The organism is Cellulomonas denverensis, from assembly GCF_012396125.1.
In the GTDB taxonomy this organism is placed as follows: domain Bacteria; phylum Actinomycetota; class Actinomycetes; order Actinomycetales; family Cellulomonadaceae; genus Cellulomonas; species Cellulomonas denverensis.
The window spans coordinates 1-14,570 of record NZ_JAAXOX010000005.1 but is presented as its reverse complement, the minus strand read 5'-3'; the positions used below and the strand labels follow the sequence as shown (position 1 = coordinate 14,570).

Sequence of the window (14,570 nt, the reverse complement as noted above, 5' to 3'; positions counted from 1 at the left end):
CCGCCGTCCGCCCTCTCCCTGTCCCGGAGGCACCACCATGAACCAGCCCGACGTCTCTCCCGAGTTCGCCCGCGCCACCACCGGCGCGCAGCGTGTCGTCGTCAACGGCAACGCGCTCGCCGTCGAGGTCCTCGGACCCGAGGGCGCCCCGGTCGTGCTCACCCACCACGGCGCCCCCGGGCTGGGCTCGCGCGCCGAGCCGCGCGCCTCGTTCGGGCGCCTCGCCGACGAGTACCGGGTCGTCGTGTTCGACGCGCGCGGCTCCGGGGAGTCCGAGGGGTCCGGCACGTTCAGCCACGAGCAGTGGGCGGCGGACCTGGACGGGCTGCGCGAGTGGGTGGGCGCCGAGAAGGTCGCGATGGCCGGCGGCTCCTACGGCGGGTTCCTGGCCATGGAGTACGCCGTCCGGTACCCCGACCGGGTGGCCGCCCTGGTGCTCCGGGACACCTCGCCCGACAACGGCAACGCCCCGCTCGCGCGGCAGAATGCGCTCGCCTCCGACCGGGTCGCGGTCGACATGGAGAAGTTCGACCGGATCGACACCGGCCGGGTTCGCGACGACGACGACCTGCGCGACTGCTGGCGCGAGATCCTGCCGCTCTACGACTTCACGTACGACCCGGAGGCGGTCGAGCGGAAGGTCGCGGCCACGCCGTACCGGTACGAGGCCCACAACTACGCCTTCTCGGTGAACCTGCCCGGCTACGATCTGAAGCCGCTGCTCCCCGGGATCACCGCCCCCACCCTGGTGACCGTGGGACGCACCGACTGGATCACGCCCGTGCAGTGCTCCGAGACGATCGCCGCCCTGGTGCCCGGGGCGCGCCTCGCGGTCTTCGAGCACTCCGGGCACTCGCCGCAGATCGAGGAGGCCGAGGCTTGGACCCGGACCGTGCGCGACTTCCTGCACGAGGTGTACCCGCCGACCCGCCCGGCGGGCGCGTGGTGAACCCCCGGCTCGCCCCGCTCGACGACCTCGACCGGCGGGTCGTCGTCGCGCTGCAGCAGGACGGCCGGGCGAGCTGGCGCACGGTCGCCGACGCCGTCGACGCGCCCGTCACGACCGTCGTGCGGCGGGGCCAGCAACTGCTCGCGGACGGGGTCGTCAAGGTGACCGCCGTGCCCGCGCTCGGCGCCCGCGGGGTCTACGACAACTTCCTGGTGCGCGTCTCCTGCCGCCCCGGGACGCAGGCCGAGGTCGCCGCGCAGCTGTCGGCCCGGGAGGACGTCCGGTTCTGCACGATCGTCTCCGGCAAGTTCGACATCATGGCCGAGCTCGTGGTGCACGGCGGCGCGTCCCGGTACCCCCAGCTGCTGGCCGACCTGCAGACCGTCCCGGGCGTCGAGCGCTGGCGCAGCGACCTCATCCTGCACGTGTACAAGATGAGCCACGACTGGGGCCGCCAGCTGTCCGGCGGACTGACCGCGGCCGGCCCGCCCACGGTGGAGGCCCGGACCGCCGAGCCCGAGCCGTGCGACCCGGCGCATCTGGACGCCGCCGACTGGGCGATCCTCGACCGGCTCCGGCTGGACGGGCGCGACACCTTCCAGTCCGTCGCGGACCGCGTGGGGATGAACGAGAGCAGCGTCCGGCGCCGGTTCGACCGGATGCGCGCGAACCACTGCGTCGAGATCGTCACGCTTGTGCCGTCCGCGGCCCTCGGCATGTACGCCGAGACGCTGGTCACCGTCCGGGTCGCCCCCGCGCACCTGGACGCCGTCGCGCGGCAGCTCGCCGCGCACCCCTCGGTGCGGTACCTCGCGTCCCTGCTCGACGACAGCTCGCTGTTCTGCGAGGTGATCACGCCGTCGTCCCTCGAGCTGCACGCGTTCATCCAGCACACCCTCGCGCACCTGGAGGGCGTCGCGGGCTGGAACGCCGCAATGGAACTCGTCTACCTCAAGCGCGGCTCGGTCGAGACGCCCTGGTGGCGGGCGCAGCTGGGGCTGCCCGACCCGGTCTGACCGGCCACGGCCCACCGCCATCCGGGCCAGCGCCCCCGGCGTGCCCGGTCGCGCCGGTCGGCAGCGGACGGCGTCACCGTGCTGGAGCTCGCCGGTCCCGGCGTGGCGGAGCGAGGCCGACGCAACGCGGCGCGCGGGCGTCTGACCCCGAAGCGCCCGCAGGCGCCTGCCGACAGCCCGTCAGGGTCGCTAGAGGTCCGCGCTCGGGCTCGGGCTCGGGCTCGGCATCCCCGCCGCGCTCCGGGCGCCAACCAGCGCGGACTGGCTGATGGTCCAATGGTCGTCGTCGCACAGGGGCTCTCCGAAGCTCGATGCCTCCACCCCGTCGACGGTGGTGGCGTGCAGTGTCCACTGCGTGCAGTCGCCCGGTGCGCCGGGGAGCCCAAAACCGAGCGACTCCCCCGGCCTGATGGTGTACCTCGGCGGGGTGTCGTCGGCGCGGATCGCCAGGGGCTCGTCGGTGTTGTTGGTGATCGCCATGGACGCCTGCTCCGGGTGGCCGACCCAGCAGCCGGTCAGGGTGAGGGCCCCGAGCATCGCGATGGCAGCCCCTCCGACAGCTCGAGTGGACAGCGCAGGTCTCACGCGAGTCATGAGGTTCATGGTGGCATCGCCCTTCACACAGCGACGGACCCGACCGTGTCAGCGGCCTCCGCCCGGATCTCCACGACATGGTCGCCGAGATAGTCCTCGGACACCCACCCGGTGACGGACAAACCTCCCGTGGGGCCGTCGTCACCCCAGATGTCGGCGTCCTCCACCACCGAAGTGACCTCTCCGATGTCCCGGGTACTCGCCGCCGCTGACGCCGGTGCTCCCGAGAGGACTCCCAGAACCACGCAGCCGATAGTCACCGCGGCGGCCGCCGATCGCCACAAGGCGTGCCGCCGGTTCGTCAGGTGCCTCAACCGTCCGTGACCCAGTAGCAGCACAATGCCCCCTCGGCTCGATCTGTGGGCGAACACTGACAGCGCGAACCCCTGCCGCGCGGGCGATGAGCGCGCAGGTCACCCGAACAGCCCACCGGCGCCTGTCGTGCGGAAGTGAGACGATCCGTTCCGGCTACCGGGGCGGGCCCCGGTAGAACTCCTAGAAGGGCGACTATGCGACTCATCGGCTGGGGGGCCCTCTTTGGCCTTGGCCTGTTTGCGGTCCCGTTCATGGCCGTGTCCCTGATCGGCCTCCTTTTCTCGCCGGAGAGCGCCGGCTATCTGCTCTTCTCTCTCCCTGTGGCCATGGCGTCCGGCGCCGTGGCCGGCACCGCCTGCGGCGCCTTGGCGGCGGCCATTGCGCCATTCGCCCGGAAGAGCACCTCCCTGACTCGCGCTCTTCTGCAGTGCTCTGCGCTCTACGCGGTGGCGCTGTCAGTCGCAGCGACGATCCTCGTCGTGGTGTTCGTGTCCGCGGACTGGGTGCTGACCACCGTCTCGGTGGTGGTGGTCGTGATCGTCCTCGCCACGGGCCTGGCGATCTGGGGGTTCGCTCTGGAGTGGCGGCGCGCGAGGCGTGCTGCGTACGTCTGGCCACACACCGCGAGGCATCCCCGATGAACTGGTCTGACTGGGAGGTCCCCGACGGTCACATTGCGCTCTCGGGACTGACGTGCTCCGGGGTGTTCCGCGGCCTGCTCGACGTCGTGAGCTTCCGAGCTGTCGCCATCATGACGTCCGGCAGAGGCCCGGTTCAGCTCGCGGTGCAGGTCCTGGATGAACCGCCTGCATCCGTGCCGCAGGACTGGGAGGACGTGGTCGATACGTCGATCACCCCAGCAGGCCCGGACGATGTCATCCTCGAGTCCTTCGATCGCTCTCGGCCCCGGGTTCGCCTGCTTCCCACCGGGTCCGGGTCACAGCGCCTGCGTCTTCACGCGCGCGGGCGGTCGTCGACGTCGCAGATCGCCGAGGCCTACCTCCTGACGGTCTGGCCATCCGCGCTCGACCAGCCTCGCGTGCTACGCGGCGGGTGGACAGCCGCGACACAGCCGCCCTGGACGACCGCGCCGTACCTGAGCGAGCGAGACCAGCGGCTCGTCGACGACATGCACCGCAAGCTGCTCGAACAGGGCAGGCGCCGCCAAAGGTAGGCCACGTACCAGGAGAATCGCACCCAGTCACCGACCGCTCGGCACGTCCCCAGGCGAAGCTGGGCAGCTCGCACCGTGCCCGACCCACGGCGACCACGAGGGGCGTCTCCCGATGGGAGGCGCCCCTCGTGGCGTGTGCGGCCGTCAGGCTCCGGGCCGCACCGCATAGGGCATCAGGTCCGACATCTTGCTGCTCAGCGCGCGGGTGCGGACCACCATGCCGGGCGCGGGGGCCTCCACGAACTGCCCGTTACCGACGTACAGCGCCACGTGGTAGACCGATTCCGCATCGTTCGGGTTGTCGCCCCAGGCCAGGATGTCCCCCGGCTGCAGCGCCGACAGCGACACCTTGGGCAGTGACCGGTACTGGTCACGCGACACCCGCGGGATCTGGACCCCCACGCTCTGCCACGACTGCTGGGTCAGGCCGGAACAGTCGAAGGCGTTCGGTCCGGTGCCGCCCCACTGATACGGCTTCCCCAACTGCTGCAACGCCCAGTTCACCGCCTTCTGACCATTGCTGAGCTGCGGTTCCTGCGGCGCCGGAGGCTGGTAGCCGGGGTAGGTGTAGGTCTGCCAGGTCCAGCTGCCGCCGACCTGGTACAGCACCAGGTTGCCGTCGTCCTGCACTCGCAACTCGGCGGGGCCACGCCCGTTCGTCTGCGTCTGCCAGACCACACCCCCGGTGCTGGAGTACATCACCAGGTTGCCGTCGCTCTGCACGGACAGGCGGTTGCCGGAGCCCCGGGTGCCGGACTGCCACATCGAGCCGGTGGGTCCGTACAGGACGAAGTTGCCGTCCGACTGCATGCGGGCTTCGAAGCTGCCGTTGGGCGACTGGATGCGCGCCCCCGCCGCCAGCCCGGCACCCGCCGAGACCCGGTCGGGGAAGAACATCGTCTGGGTCTGCCACAGCGAGGAGCTTCCGGTGTAGATCACCAGGTTGCCGTCGTCCTGCAGGGACAGCGTGGTAGCGCCCTGGTTCTGGGTCAGCGAACTCCAGAGCGCCTGACCAGCGGCGGAGTAGAGCACGAAGTTGCCGTCGGTCTGGAACGTCGCGTAGGAGCCCTCGCTCCCCGCCGTCACGGTGGACCATCGCGCGACCCCGTTCGCGGCATAGAGGGCGAGGTTGCCGTCCTCCTGCATCCGCAGCTCGGTCCTCCCATCGGGAGAGCGCAGCTTCTGGCCCTTCTCCAGCCGTTGTCCCGGCGCGAGGGACGAGGGCCAGTACCGGGTGCCGGTCTGCCACACCGACGCACCCGCGGCCGTGTAGGCGACCAGGTTGCCGTCGTCCTGGACCTGCAGGAACGACACGCCCCGGTTCGCGATCCCGGCCTGCCACACCGGGGCACCCGCGGCGTTGTAGACCGCGAGGTTGCCGTCCGTGCCGAGCAGCGCAGAGCCACCGGGGTTCTGCGTGGTCGCGGTCTGCCACAGGACCTGGTTCTTCGGTCCGCCGTACAGCACCATGTTGCCGTCGGAACCGACAGCGAGTCGCACCAGACCGCTTGGGGAGATGATCTGTTGGTTCGCCGCGATCTTCTCGCCCACATTGATCCGGTTTGTCCCGACCGCGGCATGGCCGGGCGGTGACTCCACCACGCCCACCAGCAGCACCAGCAGGGCGCTGACCACGATGACGACGGCACGGCGGACGCTCGCCGTTGATCTCTGCACCATCATGATTCCCCTTGTCCGGCACTCCCCCGAGCGCCGCTGACTGGTGTATCGCCGCGATGGCGCGACGGGGTGAGGAAATCGGGTCAGTCACCCAGGGAATTCCGCTCCACCGACCTGCCGGAGGTCGAATGCGGCAGATGCACAGGGACCTATGGCTTATCTTCCGCCGACGCCCGCCTCAGGCCAGCCCGCCGTTGGTGAACACCGTCTGCCCGTTGACCCAGCGCGCCGGCCCGGCCAGGAACGCCACGGTCTCGGCGATGTCCTCGGGGCGGCCGAGGCGTTCCAGCGGCACCGCGTTCGCCAGGTTCTGCACGGCCTGGTCGTCCTTGCCGTCCAGGAACAGCGGGGTGGCGGTGGGTCCGGGGGCGACCGTGTTGACCGTGATGTCCCGGCCGCGCAGCTCGCGGGCCAGCACCAGGGTCAGCGCCTCCACGGCCGCCTTGCTGGCGACGTAGGCGCCGTAGGCCGGGAAGCTGGTGCGGGTGACGCTGGTGGAGAAGGCCACGATCGCTCCCCCGGCGCGCACCCGGCGGGCTGCCTGCTGGGCGACGACGACGGTGCCGCGCAGGTTGGTCCGGATCACCTGGTCGAACTGGTCGAGGTCGAGCTCGGCGATCGGGGCCAGGCGCATGATGCCGGCGGTGTGCACGACGACGTCGATCCCGCCCAACTCCCGCTCGGTGGCGTCGAAGGCGGCGGTCATCGCGGACTCGTCGGCCACGTCGCCGCCGACGGCGAGGGCCCGGCCCCCGGCGTCCCGGATCTCGGCGACCAGGGTCTCGGCGGCGGCCTGGTTGCCGGCGTAGTGCACGGCGAGGGCGTAGCCGTCCGCGGCCAGGCGCTGGACCACGGCCCGGCCGATGCCGCCGGATCCGCCGGTGACGAGGGCGGTGCGGGTGGGGGTGCTGGTCATCGTTCCTCCTGGGGCATGGTCTGGAAGCGGGTCAGCCAGTCGTCGAGCAGCGCGGCCTCGGCGACCCTGAACCGGGGGTCGGCGGGCAGGTGGGCCCGCAGGGTGGTGGCGGCGGTGGCGACCGGATCCGCGGGGGTGGCGTCGTCGACCAGCCCGCCGACGATCAGGTCGCACAGGGCGGTGTCGGAGCCGGGGGGCGTGGCGTCGGGGCGCAGGATCATCGCCAGGCACAGACCGGAGTTGGCGGCCATCACCAGGGTGGTGGCGCGGTCCGGGTCGAGGCGCAACCGGCCCTCGGCGGCGATCCGGTCCAGGATGCCGCGCAGCAGTCCCATCGCCTCTGCCATCGCCCCCGGCCGGGTGCCGAGGGAGGTGCCGAACAGCAGCCGGTAGGCGTGCGGATGGGCCCGGGCGAAGGCCACGTGGTTCGCCCAGCCCGCGCGCAGATCGTCGACCGGGTCCGCGGAACGGGGTGCCGCGCGCTTGGTCGCCAGGTACTGCTCCCACACGTGGTCGACGACCGCGGCGAGCAGGCCGTCCTTGTCGCCGAACTGGCGGTACAGCACCGGCTGGGTGATGCCGGCGGCCTCGCACACCGCGCGGGTGGAGATCTCCCCGGTCGGTGAGGCGGCGAGCAGCCGGGCGGCGTGGTCGAGGACAGCGGTACGGGTGGGCACGTATCAACGATACGCCATCACCCGTATCAGCGCTACCAGCTCACCGCGCCTCCGCCGCCAGCCGGTCCACGTGCAGCACCAGCAGCGGCACCTCCGCCGGGTCGACCTCCCGGCCGGCCCGCCGCCCCACCAGCGCCGCGACCCGCTCCGCGCAGGCCCACTCCCGCGGCCGGGCCTCCCGGAGGGCCGCGCCCATCTGGTCGTCCGCCTCGACCCGGGGCGACCGGGCGGCACGGAGGTCGACCACCAGGTAACGCAGGTGGGTGATGAACCGGGCGGTCGCCGGCGAGTCCGGGTCGATCCGGGCGCCGAGGTCCTCGCCGATCAGCTCCAGCACCTCGGTCAGCAGCCGGGTGAGCTGGACGGTCTGCGCCATGTCGGTCGTGCCGAGCTGGGCGTTGACGAAGTGCAGCGCCACCGGCACCGCCTCGGCCTCCGGCAGCCGCACGCCCCGGGCGTGCTCGATCACCCGCAGCGCCCGCCGCGCCAGCGCCACCTCCGCCGGGTACAGCGTGGGCACCTCCCACTGCAGCGGATACTCGATCGCCGGGGCGCCCTCCCGCATCCGGCGCAGCGCGAAGCTCAGGTGGTCGGCCAGCGGCAGCAGGACGTGCGCGGCGGCATCCGGGCCGAGCACTTCCTGCACGTCGTCCAGCACCGCGGCGGCGAGGTCGAGGTCCTCGGCGGGGATGTCGGCGAGCAACCGGACCAGCCGCTCGGGCGGGGTGGCGTGGCTGGGCACGAAGGTCTTGCCGATCAGCGCCGGGTCGACCGGGTCGCCGGGACGCACCCCGAAGCCGATCCCGGTGCCCAGCAGCACCCGTTCACCGCCCGCTGGGTCCAGGCCGAGCACCGCGTTGTTGTTGAAGACCTTCGTCACCCGCACCCAGGAACCGTGGCATCTCCGGGCGCCCGGGTCCAGACATGACACTGCCCCGGCCGCTTCCCCCTCGCGGCCGGGGCAGTGCATGTGCGCGTCCAGGCGTGGATCAGAACGCCGGCAGCACCTCTCCGTCCGGCCACCGCTCCTCGATGAAGGCCTTGACCTCGTCGGAGTGCAGCAGCTCGTCCAGCTTCACCAGCGCCGGGTTGTCCTTGTCCTCGGCGCGGACCGCCAGGAAGTTGGCGTAGGGGTTGTCCTCGCCGGACTCGATCAGCAGCGAGTCCTCGACCGGGTTCAGACCGGCCTCCAGGGCGTAGTTGCCGTTGATGATCGCCAGGTCCACGTCGTCCAGCGCGCGGACCAGGGACTCCGGGGCGGTCTCGATGAACTCGAAGTTCTTCGGGTTGTCCTCGATGTCCAGCAGGGTCGGGTCGGCGTCACCGGTGTCGGCCAGGGTGATCAGGTCGTTCTTGGCCAGCAGGTCCAGCGCACGCGCCTGGTTGCCCGGGTCGTTGGTGATGCCGAACTTCGCACCGTCCGGCACCGCGTCGATGTCGTCGTAGGTGTTGGAGTACACCGCGTACGGCTCGATGTGGATGCCCTCGAAGTGGTCGAAGTCGTAGCCCTGCTCCTCGACCTGCGCGGTGTAGTACGGCAGGTGCTGGAAGTAGTTGGCGTCGATGTCACCCTCGGACAGCGCGGTGTTCGGCAGCACGTAGTCGTCGTAGGTCTCGATCGTCAGGTCCAGGCCGGCGTCCGCGGCGAGGTTGTCCTGCACGAACTCCAGGATCTCCGCGTGCGGGGTCGGGCTGGCGCCGATCGTGAGACTGGTGACGCCGCCCTCGGTGGAGCCGGCGGTCTCGGTGTCCTCGGTGCCCGAGTCGCTGGAGCAGGCCGTCAGGGCGAGCGTGGTGGCGGCAGCGAGAGCGATGGCTCCCCAGGTCTTCCTCATCATGTCCTCCCGGACGGTTGGTGGTGTGCGGACAGCGCAGCCTCAGCGGTGGTCGAGCCGCCGGGCCAGGTGATCGCCCACGGCTTGGACGACCACGACCATGACCACCAGCACGGCGACGCAGGCGAACATCACGCCGTTGTCGAAGCGCTGGTAGCCGTAGGAGATGGCGAGGGCGCCGAGGCCACCCGCGCCGATCACGCCCGCCATGGCCGAGTAGCCGAGCAGGGCGATGACAGTGACGGTGTAGCTGGACACCAGGGCGGGCAGCGCCTCCCGGAGCAGCACATGCCGCACGATGTTGAGCCGGGTCGCGCCCATCACCCGGGCGGCCTCGACCTTGCCCGGGTTGACGTCCCGCACCGCGGTCTCGACCAGCCGGGCGTAGAACGGCACCGCGCCGATGGTCAGCGGCACCACGGCCGCCTGCCACTGCAGGGTGGTGCCCACGACGAACCGGGTGAACGGGATCAGCGCGATCATCAGGATCAGGAACGGCATCGACCGGATGATGTTCGCCAGGAAGCCGACCACCGCGTTCACCGGGCGGTTCGGGGTCAGCCCTCCGCTGGAGCTGGCGTGCAGCAACAGTCCGAGCGGGATCCCGAGCAGGCCGGTCAGGATGCCGGACAGCCCGACCATGTACACGGTCTCCAGCGTCGCCTCGGGGAACTTCTGCTGGATCACCGGGTTGTCGATCAGCTCCTGCCACCAGCTCATCGGGCCGCCTCCGTGGTCGTCAGGCCGGCGGCGTGCAGGGCGGTGAGCACCTGGTCCCGGCCGGCGGCGGGCACGTCCAACTGCAACCGGCCGACACTGCGGCCGGCCACCTGCTCGATCGCGCCGGCGGCGACCTCCACCCCGGCACCCAGTCCGGCGACCACCGCGAGCACCTCGCGCACCGGCGTGTGCCCGTCGTCGAAGCTCACCTCCAGCAGCGACCGCTCCGCCCCCACCGGCAGCTCCGGCACCGGGATCAGCTCCCGGGCCAGCCGGCTGCCGTGATCGGCGACCACGTCCCGCACCGCCCCGTGCTGCGCCACCCGGCCGCCGTCCAACAGCGTCACGGTGTCGCAGACCTGCCGGACCACCGCCATCTCGTGCGTGATCACGATCACCGAGATGCCCAGCCGGTCTCGTAGCTCGCGGACCAGCGCCAGGATCTGCCGGGTGGTCTCCCCGTCCAGCGCCGAGGTCGGCTCGTCGCAGAGCAGCACCGCGGGCTCGGCGGCCAGTGCCCGGGCGATGCCGACCCGCTGCCGCTGCCCACCGGACAACTGCGCCGGGTAGGCGTCCGCCCGGTCGCCGAGGCCGACCAGCTCCAGCAGCTCCTGCGCCCGGCGGCGGCGCTCCCCACGCCCGACCCCGGCGATCTCCAGCGGGTAGGCGACGTTCGCGGCGATGGTGCGCGAGTCGAGCAGATTCACGTGCTGGAACACCAGGCCGATCGCCCGGCGCGCCGTGCGCAGCTTCTGCTCGGACAGCGTGGACAGATCGACGCCGTCGACGACCACACTGCCTGCGGTGGGACGCTCCAGCAGGGTGAGGCAGCGGATCAGGGTCGACTTGCCCGCGCCGGACCGGCCGACCACGCCGTGGATCTCCCCCGGGCGCACCGCGAGGTCGACACCGTCCAGCGCGACGACGGCACGGTCGCCGGAGCCGTAGACCTTGCGCAGGCCGGAGATCTGGATGCGCGGAGCTGACATGGGGCCCTCTCAGGCAGGGTCGGGGGCGTCGAACCAGGACGCGGGGCACGCACACACGGGTGCCGGGCCGTGGGTCACGGCCTCAGGGTCGGGTCAGAACCGACAACAGCGACCACGGACCATCAGGCCCATGGGCATGCAGCAGCGACGCTGGGGGTGGCGTCCGCTGCGGCTCATGGCGGGGACGGTAGCAACCGGTTCGGGCGAGTTGAGACATCCGTCCGGATGGTGGACATGGCGCGGGCCGCGGATCCTGTGAACTGGCTGTTTGTGCAGGTCACAGCAATGCTGGCGGCCCGAGAGCGCTCGTCTAGCGAGACGGGCGATCTGCGCAGGCGTCCGTTTTCACCCGATCTGTACCCCCGTCCGGCCCTGGTTCTCCGTCATGATCCACCCGTACGGTCCAGCCATTCGCGCGGCGGCAACCCAGGGGGCAGACAGTGCGCACACGGATCCTCGACCTCGACCGGCTCACACCGGCGGACCTGTCGGCATGGCAGCACCTGGCCGATCGCGCCGTCGAGCCGAACGCCTACCTCGACCCCCGGTTCCTCGGCACCGCACGCCGTGCCTTCCCCGAGACCGCCGACCTCCGGCTGGTGATCGCCCAGGACGACGACCGATGGCACGGCGTCCTGGCCGTCACCACCAAACCCGTGCACCCACACCTGCCCTGGCGGACCACCACCACCGGCGGCGCCTTCATGACCACCCACGCCGACCGGCACCACCCGCTGCTCGACCCGGACCGCCCCGCCTCCGCTCTGCACGCCCTGCTCGGCGGCCTGCGCGCCGGTGGACTGCCCGGTCTGGTCCAGCTCCAGCACCTGCCCACCACCGGCCCGGTCGCCGACGCCCTGACCGCCACCTGCACCCGCACCCGGATCGCCCGGACCGAACGCCGCCGCGACCTCGCCCCGATCGCGCGCCGCCACACCGTCCTCGCCGCCTCCCCCGACGGCCCCGAACCCGGCCCGCTGCCCCTCCTGCTCGGGCACCTCACCCCCGACGACGCGAAGAACGCCCGGCGCCGACTGCGCGGCATCGCCCGGGACCTCGGCGCCCCCGCCACGGTCCAGGTCGTGTGCGACGACCCCGCCCTGGACGACGAGTTCATCGCCTTCCAGCACGCCGGTTGGAAGGGCCAGACCGCCGCCGGCGCGTCCCTGCGACAACACCCGGCCCGCGAACGCTGGTTCCGCGACGTCACCGGCGACTTCCGGAAGGACGGCGACCTGCTCGGCTTCCGGTTGAGCGCCGGGGACCGCACGCTCTGGATCGGCTACCTGCTGCGCTCCGGCGACTCCTACTTCGGCTTCCTGGACGCCTTCGCCGAGGAGCACGGCCGGTTCAGCCCCGGCGCGCTCGGTCGCCTGGCCGCGCTCACCCACGTGTTCACCCGCACCGACGCGCCCCTGTTCGACCCCGGCTTCGACGCCCGGTACGCCGTCGGCGCGCGACTGTTCCCCGACCGTCGCGAACAGGTCGACGTGCTGGTCGCCACCGGTGGCGCACTGCCGAGGCTGGTGGTCGCCGGCTGGCCGTGGGCGGTGCGGGCCGGCGCGATCGCCGGGCGGACGCGCGACGAGGGCCGGGCTGCGGTGGGGCGGGTACGCAGCGGAGGTGCGGCGGTGGCCGCGCGGCTCCGGGGGCGAGGGGGGACGGCGGCGGGCCCGGAGCGGGAGACCGGGGGCGACCTTCAGTTGGATGCCGCTGCTCCGGCTGCGGCGAGCCTTCGACCCGCCAGCGCGGCCGGGACCAACCGTCCGTCCAGCGGGGCTGCGGCGGCGGCACGCCACCGACGGGACGGCGCCGAGACCGGACCACGCCGCGACCAGCGCGACCCGACGGCAGAGCCCGCCCGGTAGCCCGCCGCGCGACCCGACGGCCGAGCCGACCCGGTCGTCAGCGCCGCTACCCGACGGCCGAACCGACCCACCGGTCAGCAGTGCGCGGCGCTGCGCCTTCGCGGGGTCGCGGGGTCAGGGGATCGCCGGCTCGCGGGGGTCACCGGGTCGCGGGGTCACCGGCTCACGGGGTCACCGGCTCACGGGGTCGCGGGGTCACCGGGTCGCGGGTTCGCGGGTTCGCGGGTTCGCGGGTTCGCGGGTTCGCGGGTTCGCGGGTTCGCGGGGGCGCGGGTTCGCGGAGGAGTGTCAGTGGTGGGGTCTAGTGTCGTGACATGGGACTTGACCTGCGCGAACACGACCCGGACACCACGTCCGGTGTGCTCGGGTTGCCCGGGTCCGCGATGGTGGCCGCCGAGCCCGATCAGGCCGTGTGGGACCTGCTACTCGCCCCACCCACCCCACCCCAGGACGCCCCGGAGCGTGGCGATGGTGTGACCGCGTGGGCACGCAAACTCGCCACCGTGGCCCCCGGCCCGTCGCTGGCGACGTTGCTCGACACGGTCCCGGCGGACTCGTTGACTGACGATGAGGCGGTCGAGATGGTCGCCGCGGCCCGCCGGATGGCCGCCTGGGCCGAGGCGAAGGCCGCCGCGTGGGCCGCGACGCTGGCGCACCGGGACTCGATGCGCCCGACCGGGTCACCGAGCACCCGGATGCAGGACGGGTGCGTGGCCGCTGATGAGTTGGCGATGCGGTTGGCCGAATCCAGGCAGGCCACTGCGAGACTCGTGGACTCAGGTGTGGCGTTCGAAGGGATCCTGCACCCGGTTGGTGAGGCGTTGGCGGGCGGGCAGGTCGACGCCCGCCGCGCCCGGGTCCTGGTCGACCGGCTCCACGGCATGGACGCCGAAGTCATGATCGAAGTCCAAGAACGCGTGTTGCCCGAGGCCGGGCGGCGCACGGTGACCCAGCTGCGCCGGGACGTGGACCGGGTGTTGGTCGAGGTCGGTGGGGCCTACGCGGCCGATCAGCACCGCCGCGCCCGCCGCACCCGCCGCGTCACCCACCCGATGCTGCTCGCCGACGGGATGGCCGGGATGTGGTGGGTGCTACCCGCCGTGGACGCCGCCCGCATCGATGGGCTGCTGGACACCGCGGCCCGCACCGCCCGCACCGCCGGCGACCCCCGCACCCTGGACCAACTACGCGCCGACGGGCTACGCGACCTGGTCCTCGGACCACCACCCTGGACCACCGACCTCGACGGCCCGGTCGGCCGGGCGACACTGGCCGGACCCGACAGCGCGGACACGGTCGAGCGCCGGACCCCGGGCACCGACCCGGACACGGGTGCAGGGGCGGGCAAGGGCGCGGGTTCCGATGCAGGCACCCAGGACGCGGGCGCGCCCACCCATCGACCGGCCAGCGCGGGCACCTGTACCCGCCCGCACGGTGCGACCACCGTGCACGTCACCGTCGCGTTGACCACCCTGCTCGGCCTGGACGAACGCCCCGGCGACCTGCACGGCATCGGACCGGTCGACGCCGACCAAGCCCGCCAGGCCGCGTTCGCTGCCGGGGCGACCTGGCGGCGGCTGGTCACCGACCCCCAGACCGGGGCCGTCCTGGACGTCGGACGACGCCGCTACCGGCCACCAGACCCCCTGGCCGCCCACGTGCGAGCACGCGACCGGCGCTGCGCACGACCCGGATGCGACGTCCCCGCAACCAGATGCGACCTGGACCACACCATCGAGTTCAACGGCCCACCCCCCACACCACCCGGGCAACCACCACCCCCGCCCGGCACCACCGCCGCGACCAACCTCGGGCCCCTGTGCCGCCACGACCACAC

Annotated in this window: 15 protein-coding genes; 6 read left to right on the top strand and 9 right to left on the bottom strand. The window is 72.4% G+C overall.

The features are described from left to right. Nucleotides 1–37 precede the first annotated feature (37 nt). Together HGA03_RS11195 and HGA03_RS11190 are read left to right on the top strand one after the other, a co-directional pair. Nucleotides 38–949 carry an alpha/beta fold hydrolase gene (locus tag HGA03_RS11195; protein WP_168630365.1) on the top strand — a complete coding sequence of 304 codons (912 nt, stop codon included), beginning with the start codon at nucleotides 38–40 and terminating at the stop codon, nucleotides 947–949. Further along, nucleotides 946–1,965 carry an Lrp/AsnC family transcriptional regulator gene (locus tag HGA03_RS11190; RefSeq protein WP_168630364.1) on the top strand — a complete coding sequence of 340 codons (1,020 nt, stop codon included), beginning with the start codon at nucleotides 946–948 and terminating at the stop codon, nucleotides 1,963–1,965. Before HGA03_RS11195 ends, HGA03_RS11190 begins: the two co-directional genes overlap by 4 nt. Before the next feature lie 189 nt (nucleotides 1,966–2,154). On the opposite strand, the gene HGA03_RS11185 is transcribed toward HGA03_RS11190, so the two are convergent. Together HGA03_RS11185 and HGA03_RS11180 are read right to left on the bottom strand one after the other, a co-directional pair. Further along, nucleotides 2,155–2,445, bottom strand: a complete 291-nt coding sequence (locus tag HGA03_RS11185) for a hypothetical protein (RefSeq protein WP_168630363.1) — start codon at nucleotides 2,443–2,445, stop codon at nucleotides 2,155–2,157. 137 nt (nucleotides 2,446–2,582) lie between these two features. After that, nucleotides 2,583–2,804, bottom strand: coding sequence for a hypothetical protein (locus tag HGA03_RS11180; RefSeq protein ID WP_168630362.1), 222 nt, complete (start codon nucleotides 2,802–2,804; stop codon nucleotides 2,583–2,585). 321 nt (nucleotides 2,805–3,125) lie between these two features. Here HGA03_RS11180 and HGA03_RS11175 point away from each other — a divergent pair, with 321 nt between their 5' ends. After that, a complete protein-coding gene (locus tag HGA03_RS11175; RefSeq protein WP_168630361.1) occupies nucleotides 3,126–3,515 on the top strand; it encodes a hypothetical protein in 390 nt (129 codons plus the stop codon). Continuing rightward, nucleotides 3,512–4,048 carry a hypothetical protein gene (locus HGA03_RS11170; protein WP_168630360.1) on the top strand — a complete coding sequence of 179 codons (537 nt, stop codon included), beginning with the start codon at nucleotides 3,512–3,514 and terminating at the stop codon, nucleotides 4,046–4,048. The genes HGA03_RS11175 and HGA03_RS11170 overlap by 4 nt, the downstream gene beginning before the upstream one ends. A gap of 144 nt (nucleotides 4,049–4,192) precedes the next feature. On the opposite strand, the gene HGA03_RS11165 is transcribed toward HGA03_RS11170, so the two are convergent. The 7 genes from HGA03_RS11165 to HGA03_RS11135 form a co-directional block, all read right to left on the bottom strand. Further along, nucleotides 4,193–5,728 carry an NlpC/P60 family protein gene (locus tag HGA03_RS11165; protein WP_168630359.1) on the bottom strand — a complete coding sequence of 512 codons (1,536 nt, stop codon included), beginning with the start codon at nucleotides 5,726–5,728 and terminating at the stop codon, nucleotides 4,193–4,195. A gap of 178 nt (nucleotides 5,729–5,906) precedes the next feature. Next, on the bottom strand, nucleotides 5,907–6,644 hold the full coding sequence (locus HGA03_RS11160) for an SDR family oxidoreductase (protein ID WP_168630358.1): 738 nt from the start codon (nucleotides 6,642–6,644) through the stop codon (nucleotides 5,907–5,909). Continuing rightward, nucleotides 6,641–7,321 carry a TetR/AcrR family transcriptional regulator gene (locus HGA03_RS11155; protein ID WP_168630357.1) on the bottom strand — a complete coding sequence of 227 codons (681 nt, stop codon included), beginning with the start codon at nucleotides 7,319–7,321 and terminating at the stop codon, nucleotides 6,641–6,643. Before HGA03_RS11155 ends, HGA03_RS11160 begins: the two co-directional genes overlap by 4 nt. A gap of 40 nt (nucleotides 7,322–7,361) precedes the next feature. Next, nucleotides 7,362–8,207, bottom strand: coding sequence for a PRD domain-containing protein (locus HGA03_RS11150; protein WP_168630356.1), 846 nt, complete (start codon nucleotides 8,205–8,207; stop codon nucleotides 7,362–7,364). A gap of 103 nt (nucleotides 8,208–8,310) precedes the next feature. Then, entirely contained in the window at nucleotides 8,311–9,156 is an 846-nt protein-coding gene (locus HGA03_RS11145) for a MetQ/NlpA family ABC transporter substrate-binding protein (protein WP_168630355.1), read from the bottom strand. Nucleotides 9,157–9,198: 42 nt separating this feature from the next. Next, entirely contained in the window at nucleotides 9,199–9,876 is a 678-nt protein-coding gene (locus HGA03_RS11140; protein ID WP_168630354.1) for a methionine ABC transporter permease, read from the bottom strand. Continuing rightward, nucleotides 9,873–10,865 carry a methionine ABC transporter ATP-binding protein gene (locus HGA03_RS11135; protein WP_168630353.1) on the bottom strand — a complete coding sequence of 331 codons (993 nt, stop codon included), beginning with the start codon at nucleotides 10,863–10,865 and terminating at the stop codon, nucleotides 9,873–9,875. Before HGA03_RS11135 ends, HGA03_RS11140 begins: the two co-directional genes overlap by 4 nt. A gap of 440 nt (nucleotides 10,866–11,305) precedes the next feature. On the opposite strand from HGA03_RS11135, the gene HGA03_RS11130 reads away from it, so the two are divergent. Both HGA03_RS11130 and HGA03_RS11125 read left to right on the top strand, forming a co-directional pair. Beyond that, nucleotides 11,306–12,733 carry a GNAT family N-acetyltransferase gene (locus HGA03_RS11130; protein WP_168630352.1) on the top strand — a complete coding sequence of 476 codons (1,428 nt, stop codon included), beginning with the start codon at nucleotides 11,306–11,308 and terminating at the stop codon, nucleotides 12,731–12,733. A gap of 314 nt (nucleotides 12,734–13,047) precedes the next feature. Next, a partial coding sequence (locus HGA03_RS11125) for an HNH endonuclease signature motif containing protein (RefSeq protein WP_168630351.1) occupies nucleotides 13,048–14,570 on the top strand: 1,523 nt, incomplete at its 3' end.

Bases quoted from the DNA above. Each gene is read 5' to 3' on its own strand.
- HGA03_RS11195 (WP_168630365.1), top strand. From the start codon at position 38: ATGAACCAGCCCGACGTCTCTCCCGAGTTCGCCCGCGCCACCACCGGC.
- HGA03_RS11185 (WP_168630363.1), bottom strand. From the start codon at position 2,445: ATGGCGATCACCAACAACACCGACGAGCCCCTGGCGATCCGCGCCGAC.
- HGA03_RS11175 (WP_168630361.1), top strand. From the start codon at position 3,126: ATGGCCGTGTCCCTGATCGGCCTCCTTTTCTCGCCGGAGAGCGCCGGC.
- HGA03_RS11170 (WP_168630360.1), top strand. From the start codon at position 3,512: ATGAACTGGTCTGACTGGGAGGTCCCCGACGGTCACATTGCGCTCTCG.
- HGA03_RS11165 (WP_168630359.1), bottom strand. From the start codon at position 5,728: ATGGTGCAGAGATCAACGGCGAGCGTCCGCCGTGCCGTCGTCATCGTG.
- HGA03_RS11160 (WP_168630358.1), bottom strand. From the start codon at position 6,644: ATGACCAGCACCCCCACCCGCACCGCCCTCGTCACCGGCGGATCCGGC.
- HGA03_RS11145 (WP_168630355.1), bottom strand. From the start codon at position 9,156: ATGAGGAAGACCTGGGGAGCCATCGCTCTCGCTGCCGCCACCACGCTC.
- HGA03_RS11140 (WP_168630354.1), bottom strand. From the start codon at position 9,876: ATGAGCTGGTGGCAGGAGCTGATCGACAACCCGGTGATCCAGCAGAAG.
- HGA03_RS11135 (WP_168630353.1), bottom strand. From the start codon at position 10,865: ATGTCAGCTCCGCGCATCCAGATCTCCGGCCTGCGCAAGGTCTACGGC.